Annotated in this window: 22 protein-coding genes and 3 pseudogenes; 9 read left to right on the top strand and 16 right to left on the bottom strand. The window is 69.1% G+C overall.

From position 1 onward, the window contains the following. Nucleotides 1–13 precede the first annotated feature (13 nt). Together QF027_RS02150 and QF027_RS49990 are read left to right on the top strand one after the other, a co-directional pair. Nucleotides 14–895 (top strand): LysR substrate-binding domain-containing protein, encoded by an 882-nt coding sequence (locus QF027_RS02150; protein WP_307072244.1) that lies wholly within the window; start codon nt 14–16, stop codon nt 893–895. A gap of 417 nt (nt 896–1,312) precedes the next feature. Then, nucleotides 1,313–2,047 (top strand): annotated as a pseudogene (locus tag QF027_RS49990) (phosphatase PAP2 family protein); the annotation flags it as partial. Here QF027_RS49990 and QF027_RS02160 read toward each other — a convergent pair. Beyond that, on the bottom strand, nt 1,994–2,674 hold the full coding sequence (locus QF027_RS02160) for a response regulator (RefSeq protein WP_307072245.1): 681 nt from the start codon (nt 2,672–2,674) through the stop codon (nt 1,994–1,996). The pseudogene QF027_RS49990 and the gene QF027_RS02160 sit on opposite strands and share 54 nt — an antisense overlap. Before the next feature lie 7 nt (nt 2,675–2,681). Then, a complete protein-coding gene (locus QF027_RS02165) occupies nt 2,682–4,379 on the bottom strand; it encodes a sensor histidine kinase (RefSeq protein ID WP_307072246.1) in 1,698 nt (565 codons plus the stop codon). On the opposite strand from QF027_RS02165, the gene QF027_RS02170 reads away from it, so the two are divergent. The 3 genes from QF027_RS02170 to QF027_RS02180 all read left to right on the top strand — a co-directional run bounded on the left by QF027_RS02170 (nt 4,339) and on the right by QF027_RS02180 (nt 8,479). Beyond that, nucleotides 4,339–4,647 carry a hypothetical protein gene (locus QF027_RS02170; RefSeq protein ID WP_307072247.1) on the top strand — a complete coding sequence of 103 codons (309 nt, stop codon included), beginning with the start codon at nt 4,339–4,341 and terminating at the stop codon, nt 4,645–4,647. The two genes, QF027_RS02165 and QF027_RS02170, sit on opposite strands and share 41 nt — an antisense overlap. Nucleotides 4,648–5,484: 837 nt before the next feature. After that, entirely contained in the window at nt 5,485–5,784 is a 300-nt protein-coding gene (locus QF027_RS02175; RefSeq protein WP_307072248.1) for a transcriptional regulator, read from the top strand. Between the two features lie 346 nt (nt 5,785–6,130). After that, nucleotides 6,131–8,479 (top strand): alpha-L-fucosidase, encoded by a 2,349-nt coding sequence (locus QF027_RS02180; RefSeq protein ID WP_307072249.1) that lies wholly within the window; start codon nt 6,131–6,133, stop codon nt 8,477–8,479. Between the two features lie 734 nt (nt 8,480–9,213). Here the strand turns inward: QF027_RS02180 and QF027_RS02185 are convergent. Next, nucleotides 9,214–9,399: pseudogene (locus QF027_RS02185) on the bottom strand (non-reducing end alpha-L-arabinofuranosidase family hydrolase); the annotation flags it as partial. Further along, complete coding sequence (locus QF027_RS02190; RefSeq protein ID WP_373432393.1) at nt 9,330–10,544, bottom strand: tyrosine-type recombinase/integrase; 1,215 nt, start codon at nt 10,542–10,544, stop codon at nt 9,330–9,332. The gene QF027_RS02190 and the pseudogene QF027_RS02185, both read right to left, overlap by 70 nt. Nucleotides 10,545–10,981: 437 nt before the next feature. Between QF027_RS02190 and QF027_RS02195 the strand changes: the two genes are divergently transcribed. Further along, a complete protein-coding gene (locus QF027_RS02195) occupies nt 10,982–11,809 on the top strand; it encodes an SAM-dependent methyltransferase (RefSeq protein WP_306986394.1) in 828 nt (275 codons plus the stop codon). Nucleotides 11,810–12,009: 200 nt separating this feature from the next. On the opposite strand, the gene QF027_RS02200 is transcribed toward QF027_RS02195, so the two are convergent. From QF027_RS02200 to QF027_RS02230, 7 genes are all read right to left on the bottom strand, one after another. Beyond that, nucleotides 12,010–12,681, bottom strand: coding sequence for a class I SAM-dependent methyltransferase (locus tag QF027_RS02200; RefSeq protein ID WP_307072250.1), 672 nt, complete (start codon nt 12,679–12,681; stop codon nt 12,010–12,012). A 264-nt stretch (nt 12,682–12,945) separates the two neighbouring features. Further along, nucleotides 12,946–13,305: a hypothetical protein gene (locus QF027_RS02205; RefSeq protein ID WP_307072251.1), complete on the bottom strand. Its 360-nt coding sequence runs from the start codon at nt 13,303–13,305 to the stop codon at nt 12,946–12,948. 206 nt (nt 13,306–13,511) lie between these two features. Further along, nucleotides 13,512–14,216 carry a phosphotransferase family protein gene (locus tag QF027_RS02210; RefSeq protein WP_307072252.1) on the bottom strand — a complete coding sequence of 235 codons (705 nt, stop codon included), beginning with the start codon at nt 14,214–14,216 and terminating at the stop codon, nt 13,512–13,514. 203 nt (nt 14,217–14,419) lie between these two features. Then, entirely contained in the window at nt 14,420–14,989 is a 570-nt protein-coding gene (locus QF027_RS02215; protein WP_306986391.1) for a TetR/AcrR family transcriptional regulator, read from the bottom strand. Between the two features lie 159 nt (nt 14,990–15,148). Further along, on the bottom strand, nt 15,149–15,631 hold the full coding sequence (locus tag QF027_RS02220) for a DUF3533 domain-containing protein (protein ID WP_307072253.1): 483 nt from the start codon (nt 15,629–15,631) through the stop codon (nt 15,149–15,151). Between the two features lie 281 nt (nt 15,632–15,912). Continuing rightward, nucleotides 15,913–16,428, bottom strand: a complete 516-nt coding sequence (locus tag QF027_RS02225) for a hypothetical protein (RefSeq protein ID WP_306986389.1) — start codon at nt 16,426–16,428, stop codon at nt 15,913–15,915. Between the two features lie 58 nt (nt 16,429–16,486). After that, complete coding sequence (locus QF027_RS02230) at nt 16,487–17,275, bottom strand: ArsR/SmtB family transcription factor (RefSeq protein WP_307082242.1); 789 nt, start codon at nt 17,273–17,275, stop codon at nt 16,487–16,489. Between the two features lie 164 nt (nt 17,276–17,439). Here QF027_RS02230 and QF027_RS02235 point away from each other — a divergent pair, with 164 nt between their 5' ends. The 3 genes and pseudogenes from QF027_RS02235 to QF027_RS02245 form a co-directional block, all read left to right on the top strand. Beyond that, the gene (locus QF027_RS02235; RefSeq protein ID WP_307072254.1) at nt 17,440–18,051 is read left to right on the top strand and encodes a TetR/AcrR family transcriptional regulator; all 612 of its coding nucleotides are present in this window, start codon (nt 17,440–17,442) and stop codon (nt 18,049–18,051) included. Further along, the gene (locus tag QF027_RS02240; RefSeq protein WP_307072255.1) at nt 18,048–18,524 is read left to right on the top strand and encodes a DUF6069 family protein; all 477 of its coding nucleotides are present in this window, start codon (nt 18,048–18,050) and stop codon (nt 18,522–18,524) included. Before QF027_RS02235 ends, QF027_RS02240 begins: the two co-directional genes overlap by 4 nt. A gap of 170 nt (nt 18,525–18,694) precedes the next feature. Next, nucleotides 18,695–18,847: pseudogene (locus QF027_RS02245) on the top strand (IS481 family transposase); the annotation flags it as partial. 437 nt (nt 18,848–19,284) lie between these two features. Here QF027_RS02245 and QF027_RS02250 read toward each other — a convergent pair. From QF027_RS02250 to QF027_RS02270, 5 genes are all read right to left on the bottom strand, one after another. Then, nucleotides 19,285–19,950 carry a dihydrofolate reductase family protein gene (locus QF027_RS02250; protein ID WP_307072256.1) on the bottom strand — a complete coding sequence of 222 codons (666 nt, stop codon included), beginning with the start codon at nt 19,948–19,950 and terminating at the stop codon, nt 19,285–19,287. After that, nucleotides 19,950–20,486, bottom strand: a complete 537-nt coding sequence (locus QF027_RS02255; RefSeq protein WP_307072257.1) for an SRPBCC family protein — start codon at nt 20,484–20,486, stop codon at nt 19,950–19,952. Before QF027_RS02255 ends, QF027_RS02250 begins: the two co-directional genes overlap by 1 nt. Continuing rightward, nucleotides 20,461–20,832, bottom strand: coding sequence for an ArsR/SmtB family transcription factor (locus QF027_RS02260; RefSeq protein WP_307072258.1), 372 nt, complete (start codon nt 20,830–20,832; stop codon nt 20,461–20,463). Before QF027_RS02260 ends, QF027_RS02255 begins: the two co-directional genes overlap by 26 nt. 465 nt (nt 20,833–21,297) lie before the next feature. After that, nucleotides 21,298–22,494, bottom strand: a complete 1,197-nt coding sequence (locus QF027_RS02265; protein WP_307072259.1) for an NAD(P)/FAD-dependent oxidoreductase — start codon at nt 22,492–22,494, stop codon at nt 21,298–21,300. 111 nt (nt 22,495–22,605) lie between these two features. Continuing rightward, nucleotides 22,606–23,553: an RNA polymerase sigma-70 factor gene (locus tag QF027_RS02270; RefSeq protein WP_306986382.1), complete on the bottom strand. Its 948-nt coding sequence runs from the start codon at nt 23,551–23,553 to the stop codon at nt 22,606–22,608. Between the last annotated feature and the right edge of the window lie 15 nt (nt 23,554–23,568).

A 23,568-nucleotide genomic window follows, 5' to 3' on the forward strand; every position in this document is an offset into this window, starting at 1 on the left:
ATACGGACGACATATGGATCTGCGTCACCTGCGGTACTTCGTGGCGGTGGCCGAGGAGCGGCACTTCGGTCGTGCCGCCGAGCGGCTCCACATGGCCCAGCCGCCTCTCTCCACGCAGATCCGCCAGCTCGAAACCGAGCTCGGCGTCGAACTGCTCCACCGCACCACCCGCCGCGTCGACCTCACCGAGGCCGGCCGGGCCTACCTGGAGCGGGCACGCGGGATCCTCGCCGACGTCGACGACGCCGGCCAGCACGCACGGCTCGTCGCCGCCGGCTCGGTGGGCCACCTCGCGATCGGGTGCGTGGGCTCGGCGACGTACAGCCTTCTGCCCGCGCTCTCGCGGCGGCTCACGGAGGAGCTTCCCGGCGTCGACTTCTCCTTCCGCGGGGAGATGCTCGCACCCGACCAGGTCGAGGCGCTGCGCACCGGCGCGATCGACGTCGCGCTGCTGCGTCCTGTGGCCGCCGACCTCTCCCTCACCGTGCACACGCTGCGCCGGGACCGGCTCGTCGTCGCCGTACCGCTCGACCACCCCCTCGCCCGCCGGAAACGGCTGCGCGCCGCGGACCTCGCCGGTGCCGACCTGATCGTGCACTCCGCCGACCGCCGGTCGGTGATGTACGACGTCGTGCTGGGCCTGCTGCGCGAGGCGAGCGTCGAGCCGCACATCCGCCACGAGGTCGGTGAGACGTCGACACTGGTCACGCTCGTGGCCGGCGGCCTCGGCGTCGCCGTCGTGCCCGAGCCCGTGACAGCGCTGGCGCTCGACGGCGTCGCCTACCGACCGCTGACCGGGGCCGACGCACGCGTGGAACTGGCCGTGGCCCACCGCGCGGACCGCTCCGAGCCGCACCTGGCGCGCACCGTGGGGATCATCCGGGCGATGTTCTGAGACGCACGGGCGCCGGACGGCGCGACGTGGCTGAACGTGTGCTCGTGATGCTGCCCCGCCGGAGTCGGGCAGGGCCACGGCGTGTCCGGCCGGGCAGGTCACGACGGACCCACGGAACGGTCATTCGGCTAACCGGGCCAGCGCCTCGCGACTGATCCGCTCCGGCTGCTCCAGGTGCAGGAAGCGGCCCGCGTCGTCGACCCGCCGCTCACCGACGGCGGTGATCGCCGCCACCGGTGCGCTTCGACATCGTCGTCGCCTCCGCGGGCGCATGACCTGCCTGCCGCTGCGACCAGAAAACGTGAGCGGTGAGTGGGAACGAAGGTGACCGCCGGGGTCAACCCTGACGATCGTCAGGGTCCGGTGTTGCCGTTCGGCTCGGGTTCCCCATGGGCCCCCGCTCTACGTTCGGGCCTCATGGAACGAGAACCGCGAAGGAAAGTCCCAGCAGTTCGGCCGCTCGGCGCGTTGGCCGTCCTGGGCGTGGGTGCAGGAGTCGTCACTTGGCTGTCCCCCGGTGGGCTGGGCGAGGCCGGTCCTGTCGAGGTCACGGGTGGCGCTTCGGCGTCCGTGTACCGGTCGCTGACCAGGGCGGCGGAGGAGGCACCCTCGTGGCTGGGCCCTCTCCTGGAAGTGGCCACCGAGGCCACTCTTGTGATCCTCGGAATGTTGCTGGTCTGGATGTGGGGGACGGCAATCCGCCGCAAAGACACACGAGGGGTTGCCGGATCTGTGCTGACCGGGCTCGGCACCTTCGCTGCCTATGCGGTGAGCGAAGCGGTGAAGCTGGTAGTGGACGAGGAGCGTCCTTGCCGTGCGGTGCACGTGGGCGCCGAACCCGTCGCGCAATGCCCCGGGCCAGGAGACTGGTCATTCCCCAGCAACCACGCCACCCTGGCCGCCGGTCTGGCCGTCGGTCTTGCCGTGCTGCGGCCCCGCCTCGCCTGGATCACGCTGCCCATGGCCGGGGCCGCTGCGCTGCTGCGCGTGCTGGTGGGAGTTCACTACCCGCATGATGTGCTCGCCGGCGCGATGCTCGGCGGCGCTGTCGTGGCGGCCGTGCTCCTCGCGTTCATGCCCCTTGCCCAAGTGGCGGCATCACGGCTCGGAAGGCTGAGGCGGAATGATCCCGGCCTCGTGGGCCACCACCGCGGCAGCGGCCCGGTTGTCGACGCCCAGCCTCGCCAGAATGGAACTCACATGGGCTTTGACCGTTCCCTCCACCACATGGAGCCGCCGGGCGATCTGCCCGTTGGACAGGCCGCTTCCGACAAAGGCCAGTACCTCTCTTTCCCGGGCGGTGAGGGCGGCGACCCTATGCCGGGCGGCGGAGCGCCGACCGGCCAGGCTGCCCACGTCCGTCGCGGCGAGGTGCGCGATGACCCGGGCCGCGACCTTCGGTGACAGGTAGGCGGCGCCTTCGGCCACCGCGCGAACTCCGGTGATCAGTTCCTCGGGCTCACCCGACTTGATCAGGAAGCCCGCTGCACCACCACCGAGCGCCTTGAGGATGTAGTCGTCCTCGCCGAAGGTCGTCAGCATGATGACGCTCGTGGTCGGCACTGTGTTGTGGATCTCCGCGGCGGCGTCGATGCCGTTGATTCCCGGCATGCGGATATCGAGGACGGCCACCGCGGGACGATGGCGTCGGACCAGTTCCACGGCGTCGTGCCCGTCGACGGCCTCGGCGACGACTTCGATGTCCGGATCCGTGGCAAGAACGGCGCGTACTCCCGCGCGGATCATCGGCTCGTCGTCGGCGATCAGCACCCGGATCATCGAACGCTCACGGGGTGATCGTGTCCAGGGACACCAGGGTGTCCTTCCGGAAGCACAACTGGTAGGCGTCGCCGGACCGATCGTCGAACCGGTTGGCCGTCATCGCGTAGTACTCGCACGTTGTGCCGTCTCCCGTCGGCTCGGCAGTCAGCGGTTGATGGTTTGTCTGCCGATCCGGCAGGAAACGCTCCACCTCGGCACGATCTTGCCCCACATGAAGCCGGGCAAAGTCGCGGGGGTCCAGGACCGACCGGGCCGCCGACAGCGTCTCCCAGCCCATGAGAGCCCCGCTCAGCAACGCTCCCGTGGCGAGGGGCACCATGACCGCGGCGACCAGGGCCCGGCCGACCCGTCGCCGAGCGCGGCGATGTTCCTGCGGCAACTCGTCCCCTCGAGGGGCTGACGGCACGAGCGGCGGTGGCGGCGAGGGCGTGTGCGGGATACGCGCGACGACTGCGTAACCTCCGTCGCGCGGGCCGTGGTCGAACGAACCGCCGGTCAACCGCACACGTTCTTCGAGACCGATCAGGCCACGCCCTCCACTGCGAGGCCGGAGCCTGTGGTCGGCCGCAGACGATGGCGGGCCGTTCTCGACGACGACCTTCGTTTCTGTTGCCGTATGGGTCACATGGACAGTCGCGGTCGCGCCGGACGCGTGCTTGGCGACGTTGGTGAGAGTTTCCTGCACGACCCGGTGAGCCGCCCGTTCGACCACGGGCGGCAGATCGTCCGCCTCGCCGTCGATGCGCAACTCCACGGTGAGGCCGGCCGCGGAAGCCTCGGAGGTCAGAGTCGTGATGCTGGAGTTGCTGGGGGCCATCGCTGCGGTTTCGGTCTCCTCACGCAGGACACCGATCACCTCGCCGAGACGCTCCACCGCGGCAGCGGCTCTGGCTCGGATGTCCCCGGCGGCCCTTTGGTGGCGTTCTTCAAGGTCCGGCGCGAGTTTGAGAGCGCCGGCCGACAGGGCGATCAGGCTGAGGTCGTGGCCGAGTACGTCATGCATGTCCTGGGCGATACGCGCCCGTTCACGCAACCGGGCTTGATCAGCGATCAGTTGCTGCTCGCGTTGCAGCTGATCGGCACGCTCCCACCCGGCCCGGACAAGCTGCTGATACTGGCACCAGAACCGGCCGGCGAACCATGGCAGCATCGTGGCGGCCACCACCACTGCCACGAACCGGCCGGCCAGAGGGAGCCAAGCAGGAACGACGGAGAAGGCCACCAGACTGCCCGCGAGTATCGCGACCAGGGCAAGCGCTGTCGGCGCCGTCCGTCCAGGCCGTCGTCCTGCCAGGAACGCGGCGATGGCCGCCGGGACAGCCCACCACAGGCTCATCACGCTCAGACCGGCAGCCACCGCGGCAGCCGCTGTCAGAACGGTCCCGGAATCAAGTGCCCGTCGTGATAGGGCGGTTCCGGTCACCGTCTCACCGTTGATCACTGTGACGTCCACGGAGGTGACGGTACGGACATCGGGCACCGTCCGACCACTGCCGAAAGTCCAATCCACCGTGCGGTGCTGGTGGAGCGGCGGCAACTCCGCGAAGTCGCGCACAGGTCGCGAACCACCCCAGACCTCACCCTCTCCGGTTACTGGCGGGTTACAAGAGTCTGTAAGATCCACTCCGACCAATTCAAGCCCTACCAGGGGGAAACAACTCATGACCAAGCGCTTTTCCGTCCTGGCCGTCTCCGCGGCCATGGTCGGCGGCTTCTTCATCACCTCGGTGCCCGCTCACGCCGCCACGTCGGCCGACCGGGGCGAGGTATCGGTCAAGGCCTCCGTCACCTGCGACACGAGCCAGCTGCGCCAGCAGATCGCCAACCTCAAGACCAAGGCCGCGAAGCTGAAGCAGCTGGGGGAGACCGCGGCGGCCAAGAAGGCGCTCAACGACGCGGCCGCCCTCCAGAAGAAGCTCGACGCGTGCATCAAGGCTGACGACGACGCGAGCAAGCCGTTCCCCGGATAGGTTCCGGTATCGATGTGTGGCGCTGCCCGTCCCGTTCCAGGGATGGGTGGCGCCACACGCTTGCCCGGCCCACTGACGCGGGCGGATCGTCGTCGCGGACGGCGGAAGTACACGCCGCTGAGGGCTCTTCGGAACAAACCGCCGGATCCGAACGGTAGAGCGGTGGGATCACTCGACCGTGAGTTCTTCCACGGTCGCATCCTGTGTGCCGCGACGCTCGCAAGGGCGGTGAGGCCCAGGGCCGCCTGACCGTACGACGGACGAGGGAGACGGCGTGACGCGAGAAGCGGGACGGCGCGGGGGCAGGAACAGCGACAGGCAAGCACTCCTGTTGGCTGCCGGACTGGCCGATCTGGCGGTGAGCACAGTGGGTTCGGCCCTGGGGACCGACACGGATCGGGTGCCTCTGAGGCAGACGCGGCAGACGCGTGGGCCTGCCGCCCTCCTGGCCACGGCGTGAACGACATCCCGCAGCACTCCCGTTCCCGGCCGCGCGACTGACAGTCGGGAGTGCGAACTCAGACTTCCAGCCACCGAGAGCCGGCCCCGAACGCTTTCACGCCATGTCGGCCGCCCGGGCCCCACGCAACCACGTTCCGCCGACTTCAGTTCCCTTCATCCCCCGCAACCGAGAAGCAACTGCCCGAAGCCGTGGCTGTCGTGGGCACCGGCCCCGAGACGTGCCCCCGCTGCCGGAGCACCGGCCGGACGCGGGTGTGCTCGACGGGCGGTGCCGTCCGCGTTCCGCGACGGGGGCACAGGGCCACGCTGGATGCGCCCAGAAGATCCCCGCACTGCCGGCTCTCGCAGCGTCGGCGACGCCGGTGTGGACGGTGAGTGCTGACCGTTGCCTGCGAGAGCGGCATCCGCTGTCGGATCCTGCTCGCCCTCCGCCGGCGGCCATCTGCCCGGCCGACCTCGCCGACGCCCGTCGGCGCCTGGCTCACCCGGCCGCCGCACGACCTGGCCTGCCTGCGGGACTGCGGCCCCGTCGGCACGGTTTCCTACGGCTGCCGCAGCCGCTACAAGATCGCCGACGAACGTATCGGCCACGCTCTCGACCAACTGCGCGCCGCAGTCGTCGTGGTGAAAGCGGACCAGGCCGGCGCGGACGCATGGTCGAAGGGCTACTGCTGACCAGCGCGACATCCCTGGGACCCGCCCCGCCCGTCGCATACGACTGCCGGTCGCCGCGACCAACAACGTCCTCAGGTCGGTTCTTCGCGCTCGCCGTGCACGTCACCGTCCCTGCCGGCCGCGCCGTGACCGGCACCGGCGACGCGCGAGCCCTGAGGGTGCCTGAAGAACTGCGCTGCCTCACGGCGTCGATCGATGAACTCCGCCGTCTCAAGGGCTCCCGGGTCTGTCTCTTCGAAAAGCCCCAACCCATCCGACCTCTGCTTCAACTTTCTTGCACGCTCTCCCCATTGACACTCCCCTACGCCTCCCCAATCATCAAGACATCCGATGATTGGGAGCCGCCATGAGTACGTATCCAAGACGTCATGTCCTCGGCGTCACGGCGGGTGTCGCTGCCTCAGCCGCTCTTTCCTTCGCCTCCACGACCGACGCCCACGCTGCTCAGGCGGTCACAGAACAGAGCCGGACATGGGCGCCCGTGCCCGCTCCGGTTCCCGTCCCCCTCGACAGCCTCTACGACAACGACGGCATCGACACCGCCTCCGCGCGAGGCGGCGACTTCGACGGCTCCGGCTACACGTTCCCGGGCGAGGAACTCCCGGCGGGCCAGGTGGAGGTGGACGGCGTTCCCTTCGTCTTCCCGTCCTCGGCCGCAGGCGCCAAGAACAACGTCGTCGCGCTCGGTCAGCGCATCGACCTGCCCAAGGGCCGCTACATGGCGGCCTACTTCCTCACCTCGGGGAGCTACGGCAACGCCTCGGGCAAGGCGACGGTGCACTACGCGGACGGTTCGACCACGACGGCCGGCCTCACCGGAGCCGACTGGTACGCGTCGGGCGGTTCGCTGTCGACGCCGTACCGCTACGGTCCGAGCGGCGCGAAAGACGACCACAGCGTCGGCATCGGCACATCGGAGGTATGGGTCGATCCTCAGCGCGACGCGATCGCCATCACCTTGCCGACCACCCACGCACCCGAGCCGAACCAGACCTCGCTGCACGTGTTCGCGCTCTCCCTCCAGCCGGTCGCCCCGGGACGCGCGCTGATCCTGCGCGACGCCCACTCCACGAACTCGCTCCTGACGTCCACCGGCGCCCAGAGCGTCGAGGCCACCGTCGTCAACGCGGGTACCGCTGCCGTCCTGGCCGGCGACGAGGTGTCGGTACACGTCACGGTGCCGGGCGCCCGGACCGTGGAGCCCGCCGCCATCCGCCGCCTCGACCCCGGCGAGCAGGCACGCGTCCGCATCGGTATCCGCAACCGCACGGGTACGGCACCCGGCACCTCCCAGGACGGCGTGGTGACGGTCACCGGCCGCGGCGCCACGGCCGCCACCCAGCGCAGCCGGCTGTCCCTCGGCGTCGCCGACTACCAGCCGACCGAGACCTCCCTCTCCGGTCACCAGGCGCCGTACTGGTTCCACAGCGCCAAGTTCGGCATCTTCATCCACTGGGGCGTGTACTCGGTGCCCGCCTGGGCGCCGGTCGGCACGCAGTACGCCGAGTGGTACTGGGACCAGATGCAGGACCCGAACAACCCCACGTACGCCCACCACCGGGACACCTACGGCGAGGACTTCGCCTACGACGACTTCATCCCGCGCTTCACGGCGGAGAAGTTCGACCCGCGATCCTGGGTCGAGTTGTTCCGGGACGCCGGTGCCCAGTACCACGTGCTGACCTCAAAGCACCACGAGGGATTCGCCCTCTGGGACACCAAGGTCTCCGACCGCAACGCCGTGAAGATGGGCCCGAAGCGGGACCTGATCAAGGAGCTGTTCGAGGCGTCCCGGCGCTACACGCCCGAGCTCCACCGCGGCCTCTACTTCTCGATGCCCGAGTGGTTCAACCCGGACAACCCCTGGATGGGCCACGCCCCGCGCAACCCGTACACCCTCGAGCCCGTGCCCTACACCGGATACAGCGCGGGCAAGGACTTCGTGAAGGACTACCAGGCCCCGCAGATGCTGGAGCTGATCCACGGTTACGACCCGGAGCTCATCTGGTGCGACATCGGCGGCGCCAACGACAGCGTGCACGTGCTCGCCGAGTACTTCAACCACGCGAAGAACCGGTCCCGTCCCATCGACGTCACCGTCAACAACCGTTCGGGCATCTCGTTCCACGACTTCACGACGCCCGAGTACACGACGTACGACAACACCGTGATCGCCAAGTGGGAGTCCAGCCGCGGACTGGACCCCTTCAGCTACGGCTACAACCAGGCCACTCCCGACGCTTCCTACATGACGACGGAACAGGTCGTGCAGAGCCTGGTGGACATCGTCTCCAAGAACGGCAACTTCCTGCTCGACATCGGCCCACGCGCCGACGGCACCATCCCGGAGATCATGCAGACGCGACTGCGTGAGACGGGTCAGTGGCTGCGGACGAACGGCGAGGCGGTCTACGACACGACGTACTGGTCGAAAATGGCGGAACTGGGTGACGACATCCGCTTCACCGTCCGCCCGAACCGGGCCTTCTACATCCACTCGCTGGCACAGCCGGGCTCGCGGCTCACCATCGAGGCGCCGGTCCCCATTCGCGACGGTGACGCAGTGACGATGCTGGGCCACGACCGGCCACTGGCCTGGACCGTCAGCAAGGGAGCGCTGGTGATCGATGTTCCCGCGGCGGCCCGCAAAGCGGGACAGCATGTCTGGGTCTTCAAGGTGAAGTGGAACTCCTGACCGACGAGGCCGCAGCGGTCCAGCCGCTGTCCCGATATCCGGGTCACGCAAGGCCTGGATGAACCAGTCGAGTACCGGTGCCAGGTTTTCCGGCGGCGACCAGCTGTTGATCACCGCGAGCAGCTGAAGGTACGGCTCCCGGTCAGGATTGTTCGCGGACCTCGTGCCCGGTGGGCAGCCGGCCCAGACCTGGCCTCGCAGGTTGTCCAGCGGCACGTACTCCAGCTGGGCGAGCGGGTGCCGGTCGGGCACGGCCAGCAGGGCGTTCTCGAGGACCAGGCTCGTGGTGCGGATGCCCGGTGGGTCGCGGGCGGGCCAGTGCGTCCACTGCCCGGTCAGTCCACAGGATGTGACAATGCCTCGCTCTTTTGGTCGGGCTGGGCCGTCTCTGGGCCAAATCGCCAGGGCATGGTGGACGACGTCATCGACTTGATCCACCAGGCCGACCAGCCGGGCACCAGCGGCGTTCGGCCACGACTTCCTCGAATGCGGGATCGTCATCGCATCCTGCCGGACTGCGCACGGATGTCAGTACGGATCAGTGCACGCTTGCCCGTTACGCCGCCATACACCCGCGGGGGAAAACCACGAGAGGGAGGAACCCCGACCGACGCGCGGCTGCGGTTCCTCAAGGTGGTGAGTATCTGTCAGCAGGTGGAGTCGCCCACGCCGTGGACAGCTCGTCTACGCGTCGGCGGACCGCACTCCATCGCGATCACCGTGGATCAGTCGGGTCAGCGCTGCAGGGTGAGCAGGCCCGGCCGGTACGGCAGGCTCATGTAGCCGGAGTTCGGCGAGATGTCTTTGAGGAGGCCCTGATAGAGGAACTGCAGGTTGCAGGGATCGATGGTCATGGTCTGGTCGGGGTTGTTGCGGACCAGGTCACCGTGGCTGACGCCCTGGGCCCAGGTGGAATTGCTGGGCAAGCGGCGCGCACCTGCCGCCTCGGCCCTTCGCCGACCTGCCCGACGCCGGCCAGCAGCGGGACCAGTTCCGTGGTCTGGAACATGCCCTTCTCAGCCATCCGGATCCGCGTCGCACGACGATCCGGCGCCCTGGCGCGGAATGACCGCTGCTTCTCTGGATAACCGAACTCGATCAGATGGGTCACGTAGCTGTGCCGCAGCGAGTGCAGGTCCAGCTCCGCCGGCAGGTCGGCGGACCTGTGCGCTGTCTCGAAGGCCTCGTTCAGCCGTCGCAGAGACATCCGGTCGCGCCGCTCGGTGATCCAGAACGCCGGGTGCTTGCCCGGCACGAAAGCGGGGCGCACCTCGCTCACGTACTGGTCGAGAACGCCGACGATCCAGTCCATTTCCGGGACGGTCAGAACGCTGCGGCGCTTGGGAGTTCCGCCCTTGGAGGCCTTGCCGTAACGGACGAAGATCGCTCCGAAACGGCCGTAGTCGGCGACCTTGAGATTCCGGCGCAGGTCGCACAGGTCCAGGCCGCATGCTTCCTGGCGCCGCAAGCCGAAGGCGTAGACCGTCTTCAAGACCATGGCGTCGCGTAGGGCCGCGAGCGAGCCCTTGCGCCGTCGTGCGCGGATCTCCTCGACACGGCCGTCGGCGGCGTCGAAAAGGGTCTGGACTTCGTCGTAGGTGAGCGGACGACGTTCGGCGGATCCCTCGTACTCGCTGGTGTGGCTGACCGTGTTCCACTCGTGCAGGAGCTGGACCGGAGCCCGCCCGAATCGCTCGTTGCATGTGGACGGCCAGCCGAAGCGGGTGTCGGTGATGTAGTCGGAGAACAGCCGTAGGTCGTTTTGGTAGTTCCGTGCGGTCGACACCGCCAGCGGCCTGCCAGGGCGCCGGGTACGAAGGTCGTCGAAGAAGGCCTCCACCTCGGCGGGGTCCCATTGCCACGGGTACTCATTGGTGAAGCGGGCCGGCCGACGGATCAGCGCGATCCGGGGGCGGATCGTCGACTCCCAGTTCAAGAAACGCGTGCGCTGCTGCAGTGCCCAGCCCTCCAGCATGGCTTCCAGAACCGGCGGGTTCGGGGTCCAGGTGCACGACTCCGTCGGCAAGGACCAGATGCGCAGCTCCTGGCATATCAACGACAGCACTCACGATGCATCTGACGCATCATCGTTGAGTCGTTATCGGGTGCCTGGTCAGCGCATCCCAACCAGCCACCAACCTGGCGTCAGCATGAGCACCACCTGCAGCTCAGCGAGTCGGCCCAGCGCGACATGTGTTGCATTCAATGCAATACGGCAGCCTGACGGCGGCAGCGACGGCGTCCACGTCAAGTCCCGTGCCACGTACAGCGGTTACGACGTGGCCTTCATCCGGGTCCGGTGAGCCGAACTGCCGGGGTCCTCGGCAAGCCGGCTTCTCATACGGCGGCCTTCCCAGGACTCCGGCACCGGCGACTGCTTCAGCGGGCACACAGAGAAGTCGTACGACAGTCCGCGGCCGGGCTCCAGATCGGTATACCGGGCAGCCTGCACATGGGCCAGGCATCCCAAAAACGTGGTCAGTGGGCGGCGTTGCGGGGAAAATGGCCGCCATGACGTACGAAGGCTCCTCCATCGACCCGTCCAAGCCCAGCATCGCCCGCGTGTACGACTACCTGCTGGGCGGCAAGGACAACTACGCCGTGGACCGAGAGATCGGCGACGTGTTCAAGCGCGACCTGCCCGGCTCGGTGGCCATCGCCTTCGCCAACCGTGCAGCCCTGACCCGCGCGGTCGGGGAGATCGTGAAAACCACCGGCATCCGGCAGTTCATCGATCTGGGCAGCGGCCTTCCGACCGCCGACAACGTCCACCAGGTCGCGCAACGGCACGCACCCGAGAGCCGGGTGGTCTACGTCGACGTCGATCCTCAAGTCCTCGTCCACGGTCGGGCGCTGCTGGAGAAGGATGAGCGGACCCGGGTCGTCGCGGTCGATGTACGCGACCCCGAAGGTGTCCGCACCCACCCCGACACCCGTGACATGATCGACTTCACGCGTCCCGTCGCCGTCATGTTCAGCGCGATCCTCCACCACGTCAACGACGACGAGGACCCGGCCGGCATCGTCCGCTACTGGCGCGACAATGTGCCTTCCGGAAGCTATTTCTTCATCAGCCACTTCCGCTCCGGGAACAACCCGCAGACGCGGGAGGCCGAGAAGGTCCTCCAGCAGACGTTCGGCCGCGGCCGGTGGCGCACCGACGCGGAGATCGCCTCCATCATCGAGGGCCTGGAGATCCTCGACCCCGGTATCGTCCCCGCACCCCTGTGGCGCCCCGACCAGATCGAAACACCCTGGAACAACAGCGGGGAACGGCAACTCACGGTCTGGGAACACCTCATCGTCGCCGCCCTCGCCCGCAAGCCCTGACCGTCCGGTCGACGCCCTCCCGACAGCCACCGGACAGCGCACCCACGATTTCCCCGACTCCCACCACGACAGCGCCGGCCCCGGCGCCCGCATCCGGCTGCGGCCCGTCACTCGTCGGCGAGCAGCAGATGCGGGACCTCGCGCGTCGCGCCCCCAACGTCATTCGACGAGTGACCGCGCCGCAAGGCCTCGGCCGGCGTTCAGCGCTCCACGCGGCGTGCCAACAGCACCGAGTCCTCGGCCTCGACCGGCCCGGTGTCCCGTTTGAGCGTGCGGGTGCGCTGCTCCACGACGACGGGCTCGAAGCCGTCCGGCAAGCCGGGCAGGAGTTCCGCGGCCAGGAACATCGCCTTGTGGTGGCTCTCGGAGAGCTGCGTGAACTCGTGGGACGGCGCATGCCCGACCACCAGGAGCGACCCGCCAGGAGCGACGGCTGCCGCGAGCCGGCGAGTCACCTCGACCATGCCGCCGTCGGGGGCGTGCAGATAGTGGCTGGTGACCAGGTCGTACGAGCGGTCGCCGGCATCGAAGGTCCTGGCGTCCACCCGCCACCAGTCGACACGGTCGGCCACGCCGGCCTCGTCGGCGTGGCGGGCGGCGCGGGCCAGGCCCTCGGCCGAGAAGTCGGCGCCGGTCACGCGCCAGCCCTGACCGGCCAGCCAGACGACGTCACCCCCCTCGCCGCATCCGACGTCCAGCGCCGTGCCAGGGGTGAGCTCACCAGCGGTAGCGACGAGCTGCGGATTGGGCTCGCCGCTCCAGAACCGCTCCTGCCCCGCGTACCGCTCGTCCCAACCCGCCGGCTCGAACATCGCGGCGACCGACTTCTCGTCGTGCTCGCCGCTTCCGCCGTGCTCGTGGTGACCTGACACCGGATGCCTCCCGTTGCTCGTGATGCTGTGCCGCGTCGCCCCGCCGATCATCCATCCCTGATCGGCGTGCGGGACGCGTTGTCGATGGTGCTCGGACCCGTGCTGATGCGCACACAAAGTTGCCGGACCGGCAAACAGCACGGCTCGCCACCTTCGTCTCGCAGGCGAAGCTGGAGTACACCGAGGCGGGCAAGCACATGGAACCCCCCAGGTTCGAGGCCGACACAGCGCTCTGGTTCTTCCCCCGGCATGCCGGCCGGGCGGTCACCTCACCAGCCGGAAGGTCAACGGTCTGCCGGGCGCCGTTGCCGGCGATGGGGCCTCGTCCTCGCCAGGCACCTGCCGGCCGGTGCCCGCCACAGTCACGACATGGCCAGGATCGGTGCACAGGAGAGCCGCGAGAGCGTCGTCTGCCGCGTCTTGCCCGACACGAATGCACGCGGCCCGCCTGCCGGTCGCGAGATAGGCGAAGACGTCCTTACGGGCGGCTACCAGCCGGCGGATCGCCTGGACGGCCTGGGTGACCGCGGAGGGGTTCACCCCGTAGATCACGACCGGGCCGCGGGCCCGAACCTGGAAGCGCAGGACGAGCCGTGTGCCAATGAACCGGTCGCTGAGGGCCAACCGGAGATCCGGCCACGCCCCGCTGTACGGAGGCGGTCACGTCCCCACCGGTCGCGCAGGCGTCCCTCCTCGAGGCCGTCCATGCCTGGGCCAACTCGCCGACCAGCGCACCGAGTCGACGGCCCGACAGGCCGGTGAGGACAGGTGGGGCAAGGGCGTGCGAGCCAGGGAATCCGTCACAACAGACCCGCACGGCCTTCCTCACATCACGGCCGCTCCTGCGCCCGGCCGGTCCCGGACTGTTCCTGCCAGCCCGCTGTCGCGGCGGCGCGCTCCTGCCACTGCCTCACCCCTGGACCGTTCGGATCCGCTCGGCGGCAGAACTGCTCCAGGTCGGCGCACCTGGCCAGCATGGCGGCCCGGCGAACCGGCCACGCGGGCACGGCCCCGCCGTAGGCCTTGAAGAAGTGGTCGAGTTCCTGGCGGTGCTCGGCGTGGTGCATCCGCACGATCCACTCGCACCAGGCCAGATCCTCGACCGCGTCACCAAGGTGTGCGAACTCCCAGTCGACCACGGCGGTGACCCGGAAGGACACCGGGTCCAGGAGCAGGTTGTTGGGCCCGAAGTCCCCGTGGACGAGCACCTTGCCGGCATCGTGCGCACCCGCCCCGAGAACGCTCGGCGCGGTCTCATGGATGCGACGCAAAAGCACCCCGCAGGCTTTCAGGACCTGCGCCGCGTGACCCGCCTCCACCAGTTCCTGGCCCGGCGCACCGGCCACGAACCCGAGCGTGAGAACCCCGTCGCTCACGCCACGCACCGGAGGTACAGGCAGCTTCCCCTGCAACCGGGTCAACAACGCGTACTCCCGCGCCCGTCTGATCCCCGCATCGGGACCTTCGTAGGTCTTCTCCACCACCGATCCGTCGCCGACGGTGTGGTTGGTATAGCCGTGCTTCAACGGGCGCATCCACCGATCATCCTCCACGGCACCGCACTGGGCCCTACACCAACCCTGGCCTCATTCGCGCACCACGTCGTCATGGCCATCGGCCCTTCCCTCGATGGTCGGAGAGCAAGGGCGTGAGGCCGCGGGTGCTGCGCCCGCTGCCGGAGACGCGCATCAACCCGCAAGCGCGGTTCGGTCACCGGGCCTCTGGAGGACGGCGCGCGTCAGCGCACGCCTGCCGTATCGAGCAGGGTTGTCACCGTGGGCGCGATGAGCCCGGTCAGGTTGTCGGCCTGGATTCCCGCGCGGGCGCTGGCGCCGTCGAAGACCAGGATGAGCTGGCGGGCCAGCAGGTCGGGATCGCTCGCGCCGCCCTGTTCGGCCTCGGAACGGAAAAAGTCCGTGAGGTTCGCTTTGATCCGGTGGGCCACCCGGCTCGCGGGGTGGGTCTGATTCTTGAGCTCGATCTGCACAGCCAGGTACCGGCAGCCCCGGAACTCGGGGGCACCGGCCTGCGACTCCACCCGCTCGAAGACGTGCAGGATCCGCTCGCGCGGTGAGCGGCCATCGTCCGTCGGCGGCAGGAGCGCGGCCACGTAGTCAGCGGCGCGTTCCTCCAAGCTCGCCGCCAGCAGTTCGTCCTTGCTCTCGAACAGCTGGTACATGGAACGCTTGGACACCCCCGCCGCCTTGCACAGCGCCTCGACGCCGATGCCGACACCTTCTCGGTAGGTGAGCGTGGCCGCTGCCTCCAGCAGCCGCTCTCTGGGGCTTGGCTTCACTTTGGTCGTCATACCGCGAGGTTAACTCGAATCGGACAAAATAGAAACCGATCGGTTTCCACGGGGTGTCCGGGTGGCGCCCGGCGATCGCGCGCACCTGAAGACCACTCAGAGGCTCGGCACGATCTCGGAGAAGATCCGCGTCGAGCCGTGACGCCTTGTACGCGCCCGCTACGCCGGGGCGGTGGTCTTCTCGGGCTTCCTCCCGGCGATGCGGTGCAGTCCCTTGCGGTCGTACCAGCCGGTCACGCCGAAGCCGAACAGCGCGGCCGCCGCCAGGCCGACGGCCATCATCACCCAGCCCTGGGCCAGACCCGCGTCACCCTGGGCGTCGTAGTAGAGGATCGAGCGGATGCCGCCGGTGATTGGCCGCAGCGGCTCGAACTCCGCCAGGAAGCGGTAGAAGCCGGGCAACGCCCGAAGCGGCGTGGTGGCACCGGCCGTCGGCACCGCCATCCCGATGCAGACCAGCGTGACCACCAGCATGCCCGGCGTTCCGAACACGGCGAGCAAAGTGAGGGCACCCATCCCGGAGACGGCGATGGCACACACCGAGTACAGCCCCAGCAGCGGCAGGTGGGAGGCATCCATGCCCATGAGGCCGGCCGCGCCCGGCATGACCAGGCTCCCCGTCAGCAGGGACAGTCCGGCCATGAGGGTGCCGGCGATGGCGAGGTCTGCACCCGGGCGGCCCGTATCAGGGGGCGATGCAGGCGCAGCGGGCATATGTCGTTGTGGGTGTAGCCGATAGCGTGATCGACCTGGCCGCTGATGACGTGCGCGGAGAGCATGCCGCAGACCACCAGGACGAGCGCGCAGGAGAACGCCGTCAGGCCCAGGCCGCACACCACGGACTACGGCCAACAGCGCATCAGTATCGGCAAGTTCCCCGAACATCAGCCTGCCGAGCCGCAGTCAGGATTGCTGTGACCTGGTCACCGCGTGGCCTCGGCACTGGACCGGTCGGGGAGGAGGGCGAGGAGTTGTTTCGTGTGGCCGGGGAGTTCTGCCTCCGCCAGGCCAGTGACGATGTCGCGCAGCGACATAGGCTGATCGACCAGGAGGGTGTCGTGGGACAGGAGCCGTGCGGGCACTGGGGTACTGAGCTCGGCGTCGCTGAGCGCCGCACCTCCGGCGAGTGCGCACAGGGCGGCTGCCTGGCCGCTGATGCGGTCCCGGAGCCCGGCGTTGTCGCCTGCGTGCGCGATGGTTTGCTCGATGGTCCAGGTGTCGAGGGCGATCCGGTTGTCGTACGTCGTGTTGGCCCCCGCTGCGATACCCGCGACGGAGGCGATGGTGGCGGCGCTGATGAGAGAGACGTGCGCAAGGATCTGGTCGGCGTTCCACTCGCCTTCTGGCGGGGCGGGGTCGGGGTCATCGGCGTCGGCCACTGTGGCGGCTGCGTCGAGCAGTGCGCGGTAGGCGTCCTGGAGCGGGGCAGTGTCCAGCATGTCTTGCACCTCTCTGTGCGGGCGTATGCGGGATGAGCAAGAGGCGGGGAGTCGCGGCTCAGGTGTGGGTGCGGGACATCTCCCAGGGCGCCTGTGGCAGGACCTCGCCGGTCTCCAGCATCGACTTGAGGTTCGCCAGCACGGCCGGCCAGCCGGCCGAGATACCGCCCAGCATCTCCTGGTTGGGGAGGTTCTCGTGGGTCACGGTGAGGCGGACGATGTCCTGATGCGGTTCGACGAGAAAGGTGACGACAGACGGCTCTCTCGGCGATTCGGCATCGGGGGCGTCGTCAAAGGTGATGACCAGCCGGGTCGGGGGCTCGGCCTCCAGGACACGGCCCACCACGTCGATCTTGCCTGACCCGTCGGCTCGCCGGTGTTCCCAGGCCGAGCCCGGCTGCCAGTCGGAGACGTTGGCGTGTCCCCAGTAGCGCGCCGTCAGGTCGGCGTCGGTCAGGGCTTGCCACACCTGCTCCGCACTGGCGCGGATGTAGGTGACGTATACGTAGTCCGGCACCGGTGTGGGTGCGTTGGTCATGGCGTACTCCTCTGCCTGGTGCTTGATGGCGCTGATCGCTTGCAGGCGGGGTTTGTCGAAGCCGGAGATCCAGCGCTCCTCGATCTCGTGGATCGGGGCCGGGTTGAGGTAGTGCAGCCGCTCCCGGCCGCGCCGTATCACGGTGACGAGACTGGCCCGCACGAGGATGTCCAGGTGCTGCGTCACCGACTGGCGCGCCATGCCGAGGCACTCGCACAGTTCGCGCAGAGTCTGCCCGTTGTGCTCGCGCAGCCGGTCGAGCAGGAGCCGCCGAGTGGGATCGGCCAGCGCCTTGAACACCGAGTCCATCGCTGTTGCTTCGAGGCTCACACCACCAATATGCAGGTATTCACCTGCCTATTGTCAAGGGCCGACAGCGATGGGCAGGACGTCAGGACGAGTGGCAGATAAGTTGAGCGGAGTGAGTCCTCACTCATTGACGGAGTGAGGACTCACTCCGTAGTCTCGTAGTCATGACAGCACCCAAGGAGAACCAGACCACCCGCCGCCGCGCCCCCGCCATGTCGCCGGAGGAGCGGCGCGCGATGATCATCCAGACCGCGATCCCGCTGATCGCCGAGTACGGTGCCGCGGTGACGACCGCGAAGATCGCCCGCGCCGCGGGCATCGGCGAGGGAACGATCTTCCGGGTCTTCGCCGACAAGGACGAGCTGCTGCGGGCCTGCATGGCCGAGGCACTCTCCCCCGAGCACGCGATTCGCGAACTCGACGCGATCGACGTGTCCCAGCCCCTGCCCGACCGGCTCGCGGAGGCGGCCGAGGCACTGCAGGCACACCTGTCCAGGATGGGCGCGATCGCGGGCTCGCTGGGGCATGGCGGCGGCAAGCACCCCGGTACGGTGCGCGGCGCGGGCCGCACCGAGTCGACGACCCGTATCCGCGCGGCCCTGGCGGATCTGCTGGAGCCCGACAGGGCCGCTCTGCGCCGGCCGCCGGAGCAGATCGCGGCCCTCTTCTTCGGGCTGCTCTTCACCCAGCCGCGTACGGACGACGAGCCCGACCTGACCCCACAGGAGCTGGTGGAGGTCTTCCTGCACGGGGCGCTCTCGGAGGGCCCCAAGTGAGCGTGAGGAGAAGGCGCCTGGGGGTTGCGGCCCTGGCCGTCCTGGCCCCCGTCCTGGTGTGGCTGGTCGCGGACCCCCTGCTGGGGCACCGGCTGCGGATCACCGACGGCGAGCAGACACTCGACATCGGCGCCGTGCCTGTGGGCGTCCTCGCACTGCTCGCGTCGCTCTCCGGCTGGGGACTGCTGGCCGCCCTGGAGCGGTTCGGGGCGCGGCGCGCCCGCGCCATCTGGACCGGGGTGGCCGGCGCCGTACTGGCCGTTTCCTTCCTGCCGTTCATCGGCGACGGCATGGACAGCGGCACCCGGGTCTCCCTCGCTCTGATGCACCTGGCAGTGGCGGCGGTTCTGGTCCCGGGGCTGGGCGGCAGGTCCCCCAGGTCGCGAGCCGATGCCGAAAGGGGGTGGCCACCAGCACCAAGTACGGCGCGAACAGCCTCAGACGGAGGCGGTGTGTCGCGCGGTCGGGCGTGACCGGTGTGACGATTCGGCCGTTCGGGAGGGTGTGAGTACCCGGCCGTGGACCGTGGACGCCGACTGGTGGATGCTGATCGAGCCGCTGCTGCCGCCGTGGCCGGAGCGCTCATCGAGGCCTCGCCCGGTGGCTGACCGGCCGCAGGACCGTCCCGCCATCGGCCGAGCCTCGTGAGCTGCTTGACGAATGGGCATCCGTGCGCCCGTACTCCAGCAACGCCGAACGCACCGAAGCTCCGGCCGACTTCGTCCACACCTACAACTACCACCGGTGCCACACCGCACTCGACGGCCAACCACCCATCAGCCGCGTCAACAACCCTTGGGTCAATACAACTAGCTCGGGGGAACCGGCGGGCCGGCACTGGCTCGACGGTGCCACAGCTGCCCAGCTGACGGGCACTGTGTCGGCGAAATGGCGATCCGGTTCTTTGTGTCAGGAGCGTACGAGCGGGGGCTGGCGACGAAGGTGCTGTGCGCGGCCCGGACCGCGTCGGCTCGCCGGTCGCTGCCGGCAGTACATTGGGCGGCGAATTCCGCGGATGTCAACGCCCCCGCGCGGACTCTCCACCTCGAGCTCGAGTGCCTCCCGCGACCCGAGCGGTCCCGCGCCGCTCTTCACCCGAGCCGACATCGGCGACATCGCCTGCGGTCTCAAGGCATGCGCGTTCGATTGCCGGACCTGACTGACGAGCTGACCTGACCGACCGGCACCTGGTCCTGCGGGGACACGCCTGCCCGCACGCTGGGGGAACGCGGGCTAGCGTTTACCGACGGTGTAGGTCAGATGGGTCACTCGGGACGATGCGTCGGCCCCGGTCTGGGCGAGAGAGAGGCGGTCGGGGTCCACGCGGTCGAACAGGCGGATGCCGGTGCCGAACAGTACGGGTGCGAGGGTGATGGAGAACTCGTCGATCACGCCGCTGTCCAGATACTCCTGGATCGTCTCGGCGCCGCCTGCGATGCGCACGTCGCGGTCACGGGCTGCCTCGCGGGCCTTGTCGAGGGCGCTCCCGATGCCGTCGTTGACGAAGTGGAAGGTGGTACCGCCCGGCCGCTCCCACGGGTCACGCCGGGTGTGGGTGACGACGAAAACCGGGGTGTGGAACGGCGCCTCCTCCGGCCATGCCGGCTCGCCGGCCTCGAACATGCGCTTGCCCATGACACTCGCGCCGGTGCGCTCGTACGTCGCCCGTGCGATGTCGTTGTCGAGTCCTTCCTCGCCGCCCTCGCCGAGCTTGAGGTTCTCCCGGAACCACCGCTGCGGGAAGGCCCACGCCTGCAGTTCCGCCCACCTCGACATCCAGCGCCTGACCCTCGGATCGTCCTGCTTCTCGGGCGAGAAGGCGTCCTCGGGCGGCACGGGCTCGGGTGCCATGAAGCCGTCGAGCGACATCGTCACGCTGAAGAACACCTTCCCGGCCATCAGCTCTCCGCTTCCTTCGGGGTGGTCTCACTGCGGCCGGTGTCGTTCCGGGTGAGTTCGGCGACGTAGGCCGCCAAGTTGTTCAGGGTCTGCTCGCCGCCCTCGATCGCGCGGTACTTCTCCACCGCCTCGTCGCGGAGTTCCTTGCTGGGGAACACCGTGCGCATCACGATCCGGGTGTCGTCGCCGGCCGACTGGAAGGCCAGGACCGACTCGAATGCGTTGGGGTCGTCGCGGGACTCGCCGTGCAGCAGCGCGATCCGCTCCGGCGGGACGATCTCCCGCCAGGTGATCCACTCCTGGTAGTCGGTCCCGTCCGGCCCGTGCATCACGAAGTCCCAGGCCCCGCCGACGCGGAACTCGAAGGACCGCGTCGTGGTGGTGAACCCTTCCGGTCCCCACCATCGCGCCAGGTGCCGGACCTGCGTGAACGCCTCGAACACCAGCTCCCGTGGGGCGCCGATGGCCCGGGAGATCACGATCTCGCGCTCCGCCCTAATGCGGTCGGACTCAGCGCCGCTGCTGGTCGTCGTCATTCGCTGGTTCCTCCTGTCTTGCCTGTTGCAGATCTCGCACGTACTCGTTCAGCCGGTCGAAGCTCTCGCTCCAGAACCGCTCGAAGCCGCCCACCCACTCGTGGACCGGGCGCAGCCCGCGGGCGTCCAGGCCGTACAGCCGCTGCTTGCCCGCCCCGCGGACCCGCACGAGGCCTACCTCCCGGAGAACCCGCAGGTGCTTGGACGCCTGCGGCTGCGTCATCCCCAGGTCCTGCGCCAGGTCGGTCACCGGCCGCTCGCCGCCCCGGAGCAGCAGCAGGATCTCCCGCCGCTGCGGTTCGGCGATCGCGTTGAACGCGTCCGAGGTTGTTGCCGCTCGTGCCATGACGTCATCATATGCCTATATCGGCATGCGTCAACGCTCAGTGGCCCCGCCGCGTCAGGGCTGTGTGACAGGTCGAAGACCACGGAACAGCGCCACCTCAACCCGCCCGGCCTGCGACCAACGTTTCCCGCAGGGCCGACTGCATCCCATACGGTCCGGACGGCGCCGTACGGTCCGGGACTCGGGCTCGCGCAGCACAGGCCGCTCGGTCGCGATCGGGGCAGGGGCCGGGCGACGGGTCCCAGCTCAGTCATGCCGGGCGGTCGGCCCATCGGCCGGCTCGGTACTGAGCTGGGTGGTCGCCGGCCGTGGCAGCAGCGGGCTCACGAAGAGGCGCCAGGCTTGCGGAGTCACTGTGACGTCGGCGGGCCGAGCCCGCACGCAGCCCGTCACCGGTTCCGTCTCATGCGCCGGGGAAGACCCCACCGCAGACCGAGACCTCCATGTCGCGCACAAAGCCGTACATCACGCCGACACCCGCGCCGCCCCCTCCGACGCGACCCGGCCGGCCACCACCCGTCGCCGCCGTACCGGAATGCCCATCGTCGGGTTGGCGACGCCCCAGGCCGCGCCCTTGCAGATCAGCTCCTTGTAACGGGCCGCGAAGCGGCCGGTCAGGGCGTGGTCCACAGAGCGGTCGTCGGCGGTGACGAACTGGATCAGGCCCTCCTTGCGGCCGAGAGAGATGCACTGGTTGAAGTAGCGCAGCAGGGCGTTCGGGAGCTTGCCGCCGGTCAGGCGGGCGGCGATGGAGTCGGCGGCCTGCCAGGCCATAGGGGTGCCAGAGGCGCAGGACATGCGCAGCGGCTTGTCACCGGCGCCCAGTGCGTGGCCGGCGTCGCCGATCACGTACACGTCCGGGTGCGAGATCGAGCGCATCGTCGCGTCGACCACTATGCGCCCGGTGTCCGCTAGTTCGAGGCTGGTGGCCGCGGCCAGCGGGTGCACCGTGAAGCCCGTGGTCCATACGGTGACGGCAGCCGGGAGGGTCCGGCCGTCCGCGGTCGTGACCTGGTCCGCCTCGACCGCGGTCACCGCGGCGTTCTCGTACACCGTGATGCCGAGCCTGTCGATGACCTTGCGCAGGTGCGCGCGACCCTTCGGGGAGAGCCAGTCGCCCAGTCCGGCGCGCGTGACGAGGTTGATGTCGAGGTCCGGGCGGGCCTCGGCCACCTCCGTCGAGAACTCCAGGCCGGTCAGGCCGCCGCCCACGACGAGGACCGCCTCGCCCTCGGCGAGCCGGCTCAGGCGCTCGCGGAGCCGGAGCGCGCCGGGGCGGCTCGCGATCTGGTGGGCGTGCTCGGCGACACCGGGGACGTCGTTGTCGTCGGCTCCGCTGCCGAGGGCGTAGACGAGGGTGTCGTACGGCAGTTCCGCCCTCCCCTCGGCGCCCTGCACCGCGACGGTCTTGCGGTCCACGTCGATCGACGTGACCTTCGCGATCTTCAGCTCGACTCCCGTGCCCGCGAACATCTCGCGCAGCGGGCGCGGCTTCAGCTCCTGGCCCACAGCCAACTGGTGCATCCGGACCCGCTCGACGAAGTCGGGCTCTGCGTTGACGAGGGTGATGGCGACGTCCTCACGACGCAGCCGCTTGGCGAGTCGGCCTGCCGCGATCGCGCCGGAGTAGCCGGCGCCGAGGACGATGATGCGATGCTGCATTTTCCTGCTCCTGTCTGCGCGGGTCCGGTGCCTTCTGGCCCGGTCACGCCCCTTGAACCGGGCAGCCCGCCGATTCCTGACAGGAGACCAGAGTGACCTGCGTCACAGGAGTCAGAGGGCTTCGGTCAGGACCGGAGGACCGAAATCGCCCGCCGCCCAACGCTGCGTCGCCCGCTCCAGCTTGTCCGGATTGACCTGGCTGCGCACCGCGACGATGCCCTCGTCCGTGCGCTCCAGGCACATGATGCCGAAGACACGCCCGTCGACCACCGCGACGACCGCAGGGCCGCCGTTGACCGTGGCGGCATAGAGGTCGGGGGAACCGCCGACCAGGTCCCGCTTGGCCCGGGCCGGCTTGAACAACCCGCGCAGGAACTTCGCCACCGCACGTGCGCCCTCGAAGGCACTGGCCCGGGCCGGCACCTTGCCGCCGCCGTCGCCCACCGCGGTGGCGTCCGAGGTGAGCAGCTTGATCAACGGCTGGGTCTCACCACTGGTCGCCGCAGCGAGGAACTCCTCGACGATCCGGCGCACGGCCGCGTCGTCGATCTCGACCCGCGCCCTGCCCTGCGCCACATGCTTCTTCGCGCGATGGAAGATCTGCTGGCTAGCCGCCTCACTCAGGTCCAGGATCTCGGCGATCTCCCGGTGGGAGTACGCGAAGGCCTCGCGAAGCACGTACACCGCCCGCTCGTTGGGCGAGAGCCGCTCCAGGAGGACCATCACGGCGTACGACACCGACTCGCGCTGCTCGACCGTCTCCGCCGGGCCCAGCAGCGGGTCCCCTTCGAGCAACGGTTCGGGCAGCCACTGGCCGACGTATGTCTCGCGTCGCGCACGGGCCGACGTGAGCTGGTTGAGGCAGAGGTTGGTGAGCACCTTGGTCAGCCATGCCTCGGGCACCTCGATGCGCCCGACATCGGCGGCCTGCCAGCGCAGATACGTCTCCTGTACGGCGTCCTCCGACTCGCTCGCCGAGCCGAGCATGCGGTAGGCGATGGCCTCGAGACGCGGCCTGGCCGCCTCGAACCGATCCACGTCACTGAAGGTCAGGGCCATGCCAGGATCCTAACC

Origin of the sequence: Streptomyces canus (genome assembly GCF_030816965.1) — a bacterium.
Taxonomy (GTDB): domain Bacteria; phylum Actinomycetota; class Actinomycetes; order Streptomycetales; family Streptomycetaceae; genus Streptomyces; species Streptomyces canus_E.

What these genes read in the sequence shown, in the direction of transcription:
- QF027_RS02260 (WP_307072258.1), bottom strand. Translation starts at nt 20,832, where the DNA reads ATGGCACGAGCGGCAACAACCTCGGACGCGTTCAACGCGATCGCCGAA.
- QF027_RS02265 (WP_307072259.1), bottom strand. Translation starts at nt 22,494, where the DNA reads ATGCAGCATCGCATCATCGTCCTCGGCGCCGGCTACTCCGGCGCGATC.
- QF027_RS02220 (WP_307072253.1), bottom strand. Translation starts at nt 15,631, where the DNA reads ATGGCCGGACTGTCCCTGCTGACGGGGAGCCTGGTCATGCCGGGCGCG.
- QF027_RS02225 (WP_306986389.1), bottom strand. Translation starts at nt 16,428, where the DNA reads ATGCTGGACACTGCCCCGCTCCAGGACGCCTACCGCGCACTGCTCGAC.
- QF027_RS02180 (WP_307072249.1), top strand. Translation starts at nt 6,131, where the DNA reads ATGAGTACGTATCCAAGACGTCATGTCCTCGGCGTCACGGCGGGTGTC.
- QF027_RS02255 (WP_307072257.1), bottom strand. Translation starts at nt 20,486, where the DNA reads ATGACGACGACCAGCAGCGGCGCTGAGTCCGACCGCATTAGGGCGGAG.
- QF027_RS02230 (WP_307082242.1), bottom strand. Translation starts at nt 17,275, where the DNA reads ATGGACTCGGTGTTCAAGGCGCTGGCCGATCCCACTCGGCGGCTCCTG.
- QF027_RS02215 (WP_306986391.1), bottom strand. Translation starts at nt 14,989, where the DNA reads ATGACGACCAAAGTGAAGCCAAGCCCCAGAGAGCGGCTGCTGGAGGCA.
- QF027_RS02165 (WP_307072246.1), bottom strand. Translation starts at nt 4,379, where the DNA reads ATGGCCGCGGAGACGGCCAGGACGGAAAAGCGCTTGGTCATGAGTTGT.
- QF027_RS02210 (WP_307072252.1), bottom strand. Translation starts at nt 14,216, where the DNA reads ATGCGCCCGTTGAAGCACGGCTATACCAACCACACCGTCGGCGACGGA.
- QF027_RS02195 (WP_306986394.1), top strand. Translation starts at nt 10,982, where the DNA reads ATGGCCGCCATGACGTACGAAGGCTCCTCCATCGACCCGTCCAAGCCC.
- QF027_RS02160 (WP_307072245.1), bottom strand. Translation starts at nt 2,674, where the DNA reads ATGATCCGGGTGCTGATCGCCGACGACGAGCCGATGATCCGCGCGGGA.
- QF027_RS02170 (WP_307072247.1), top strand. Translation starts at nt 4,339, where the DNA reads ATGACCAAGCGCTTTTCCGTCCTGGCCGTCTCCGCGGCCATGGTCGGC.
- QF027_RS02150 (WP_307072244.1), top strand. Translation starts at nt 14, where the DNA reads ATGGATCTGCGTCACCTGCGGTACTTCGTGGCGGTGGCCGAGGAGCGG.
- QF027_RS02250 (WP_307072256.1), bottom strand. Translation starts at nt 19,950, where the DNA reads ATGGCCGGGAAGGTGTTCTTCAGCGTGACGATGTCGCTCGACGGCTTC.
- QF027_RS02235 (WP_307072254.1), top strand. Translation starts at nt 17,440, where the DNA reads ATGACAGCACCCAAGGAGAACCAGACCACCCGCCGCCGCGCCCCCGCC.
- QF027_RS02270 (WP_306986382.1), bottom strand. Translation starts at nt 23,553, where the DNA reads ATGGCCCTGACCTTCAGTGACGTGGATCGGTTCGAGGCGGCCAGGCCG.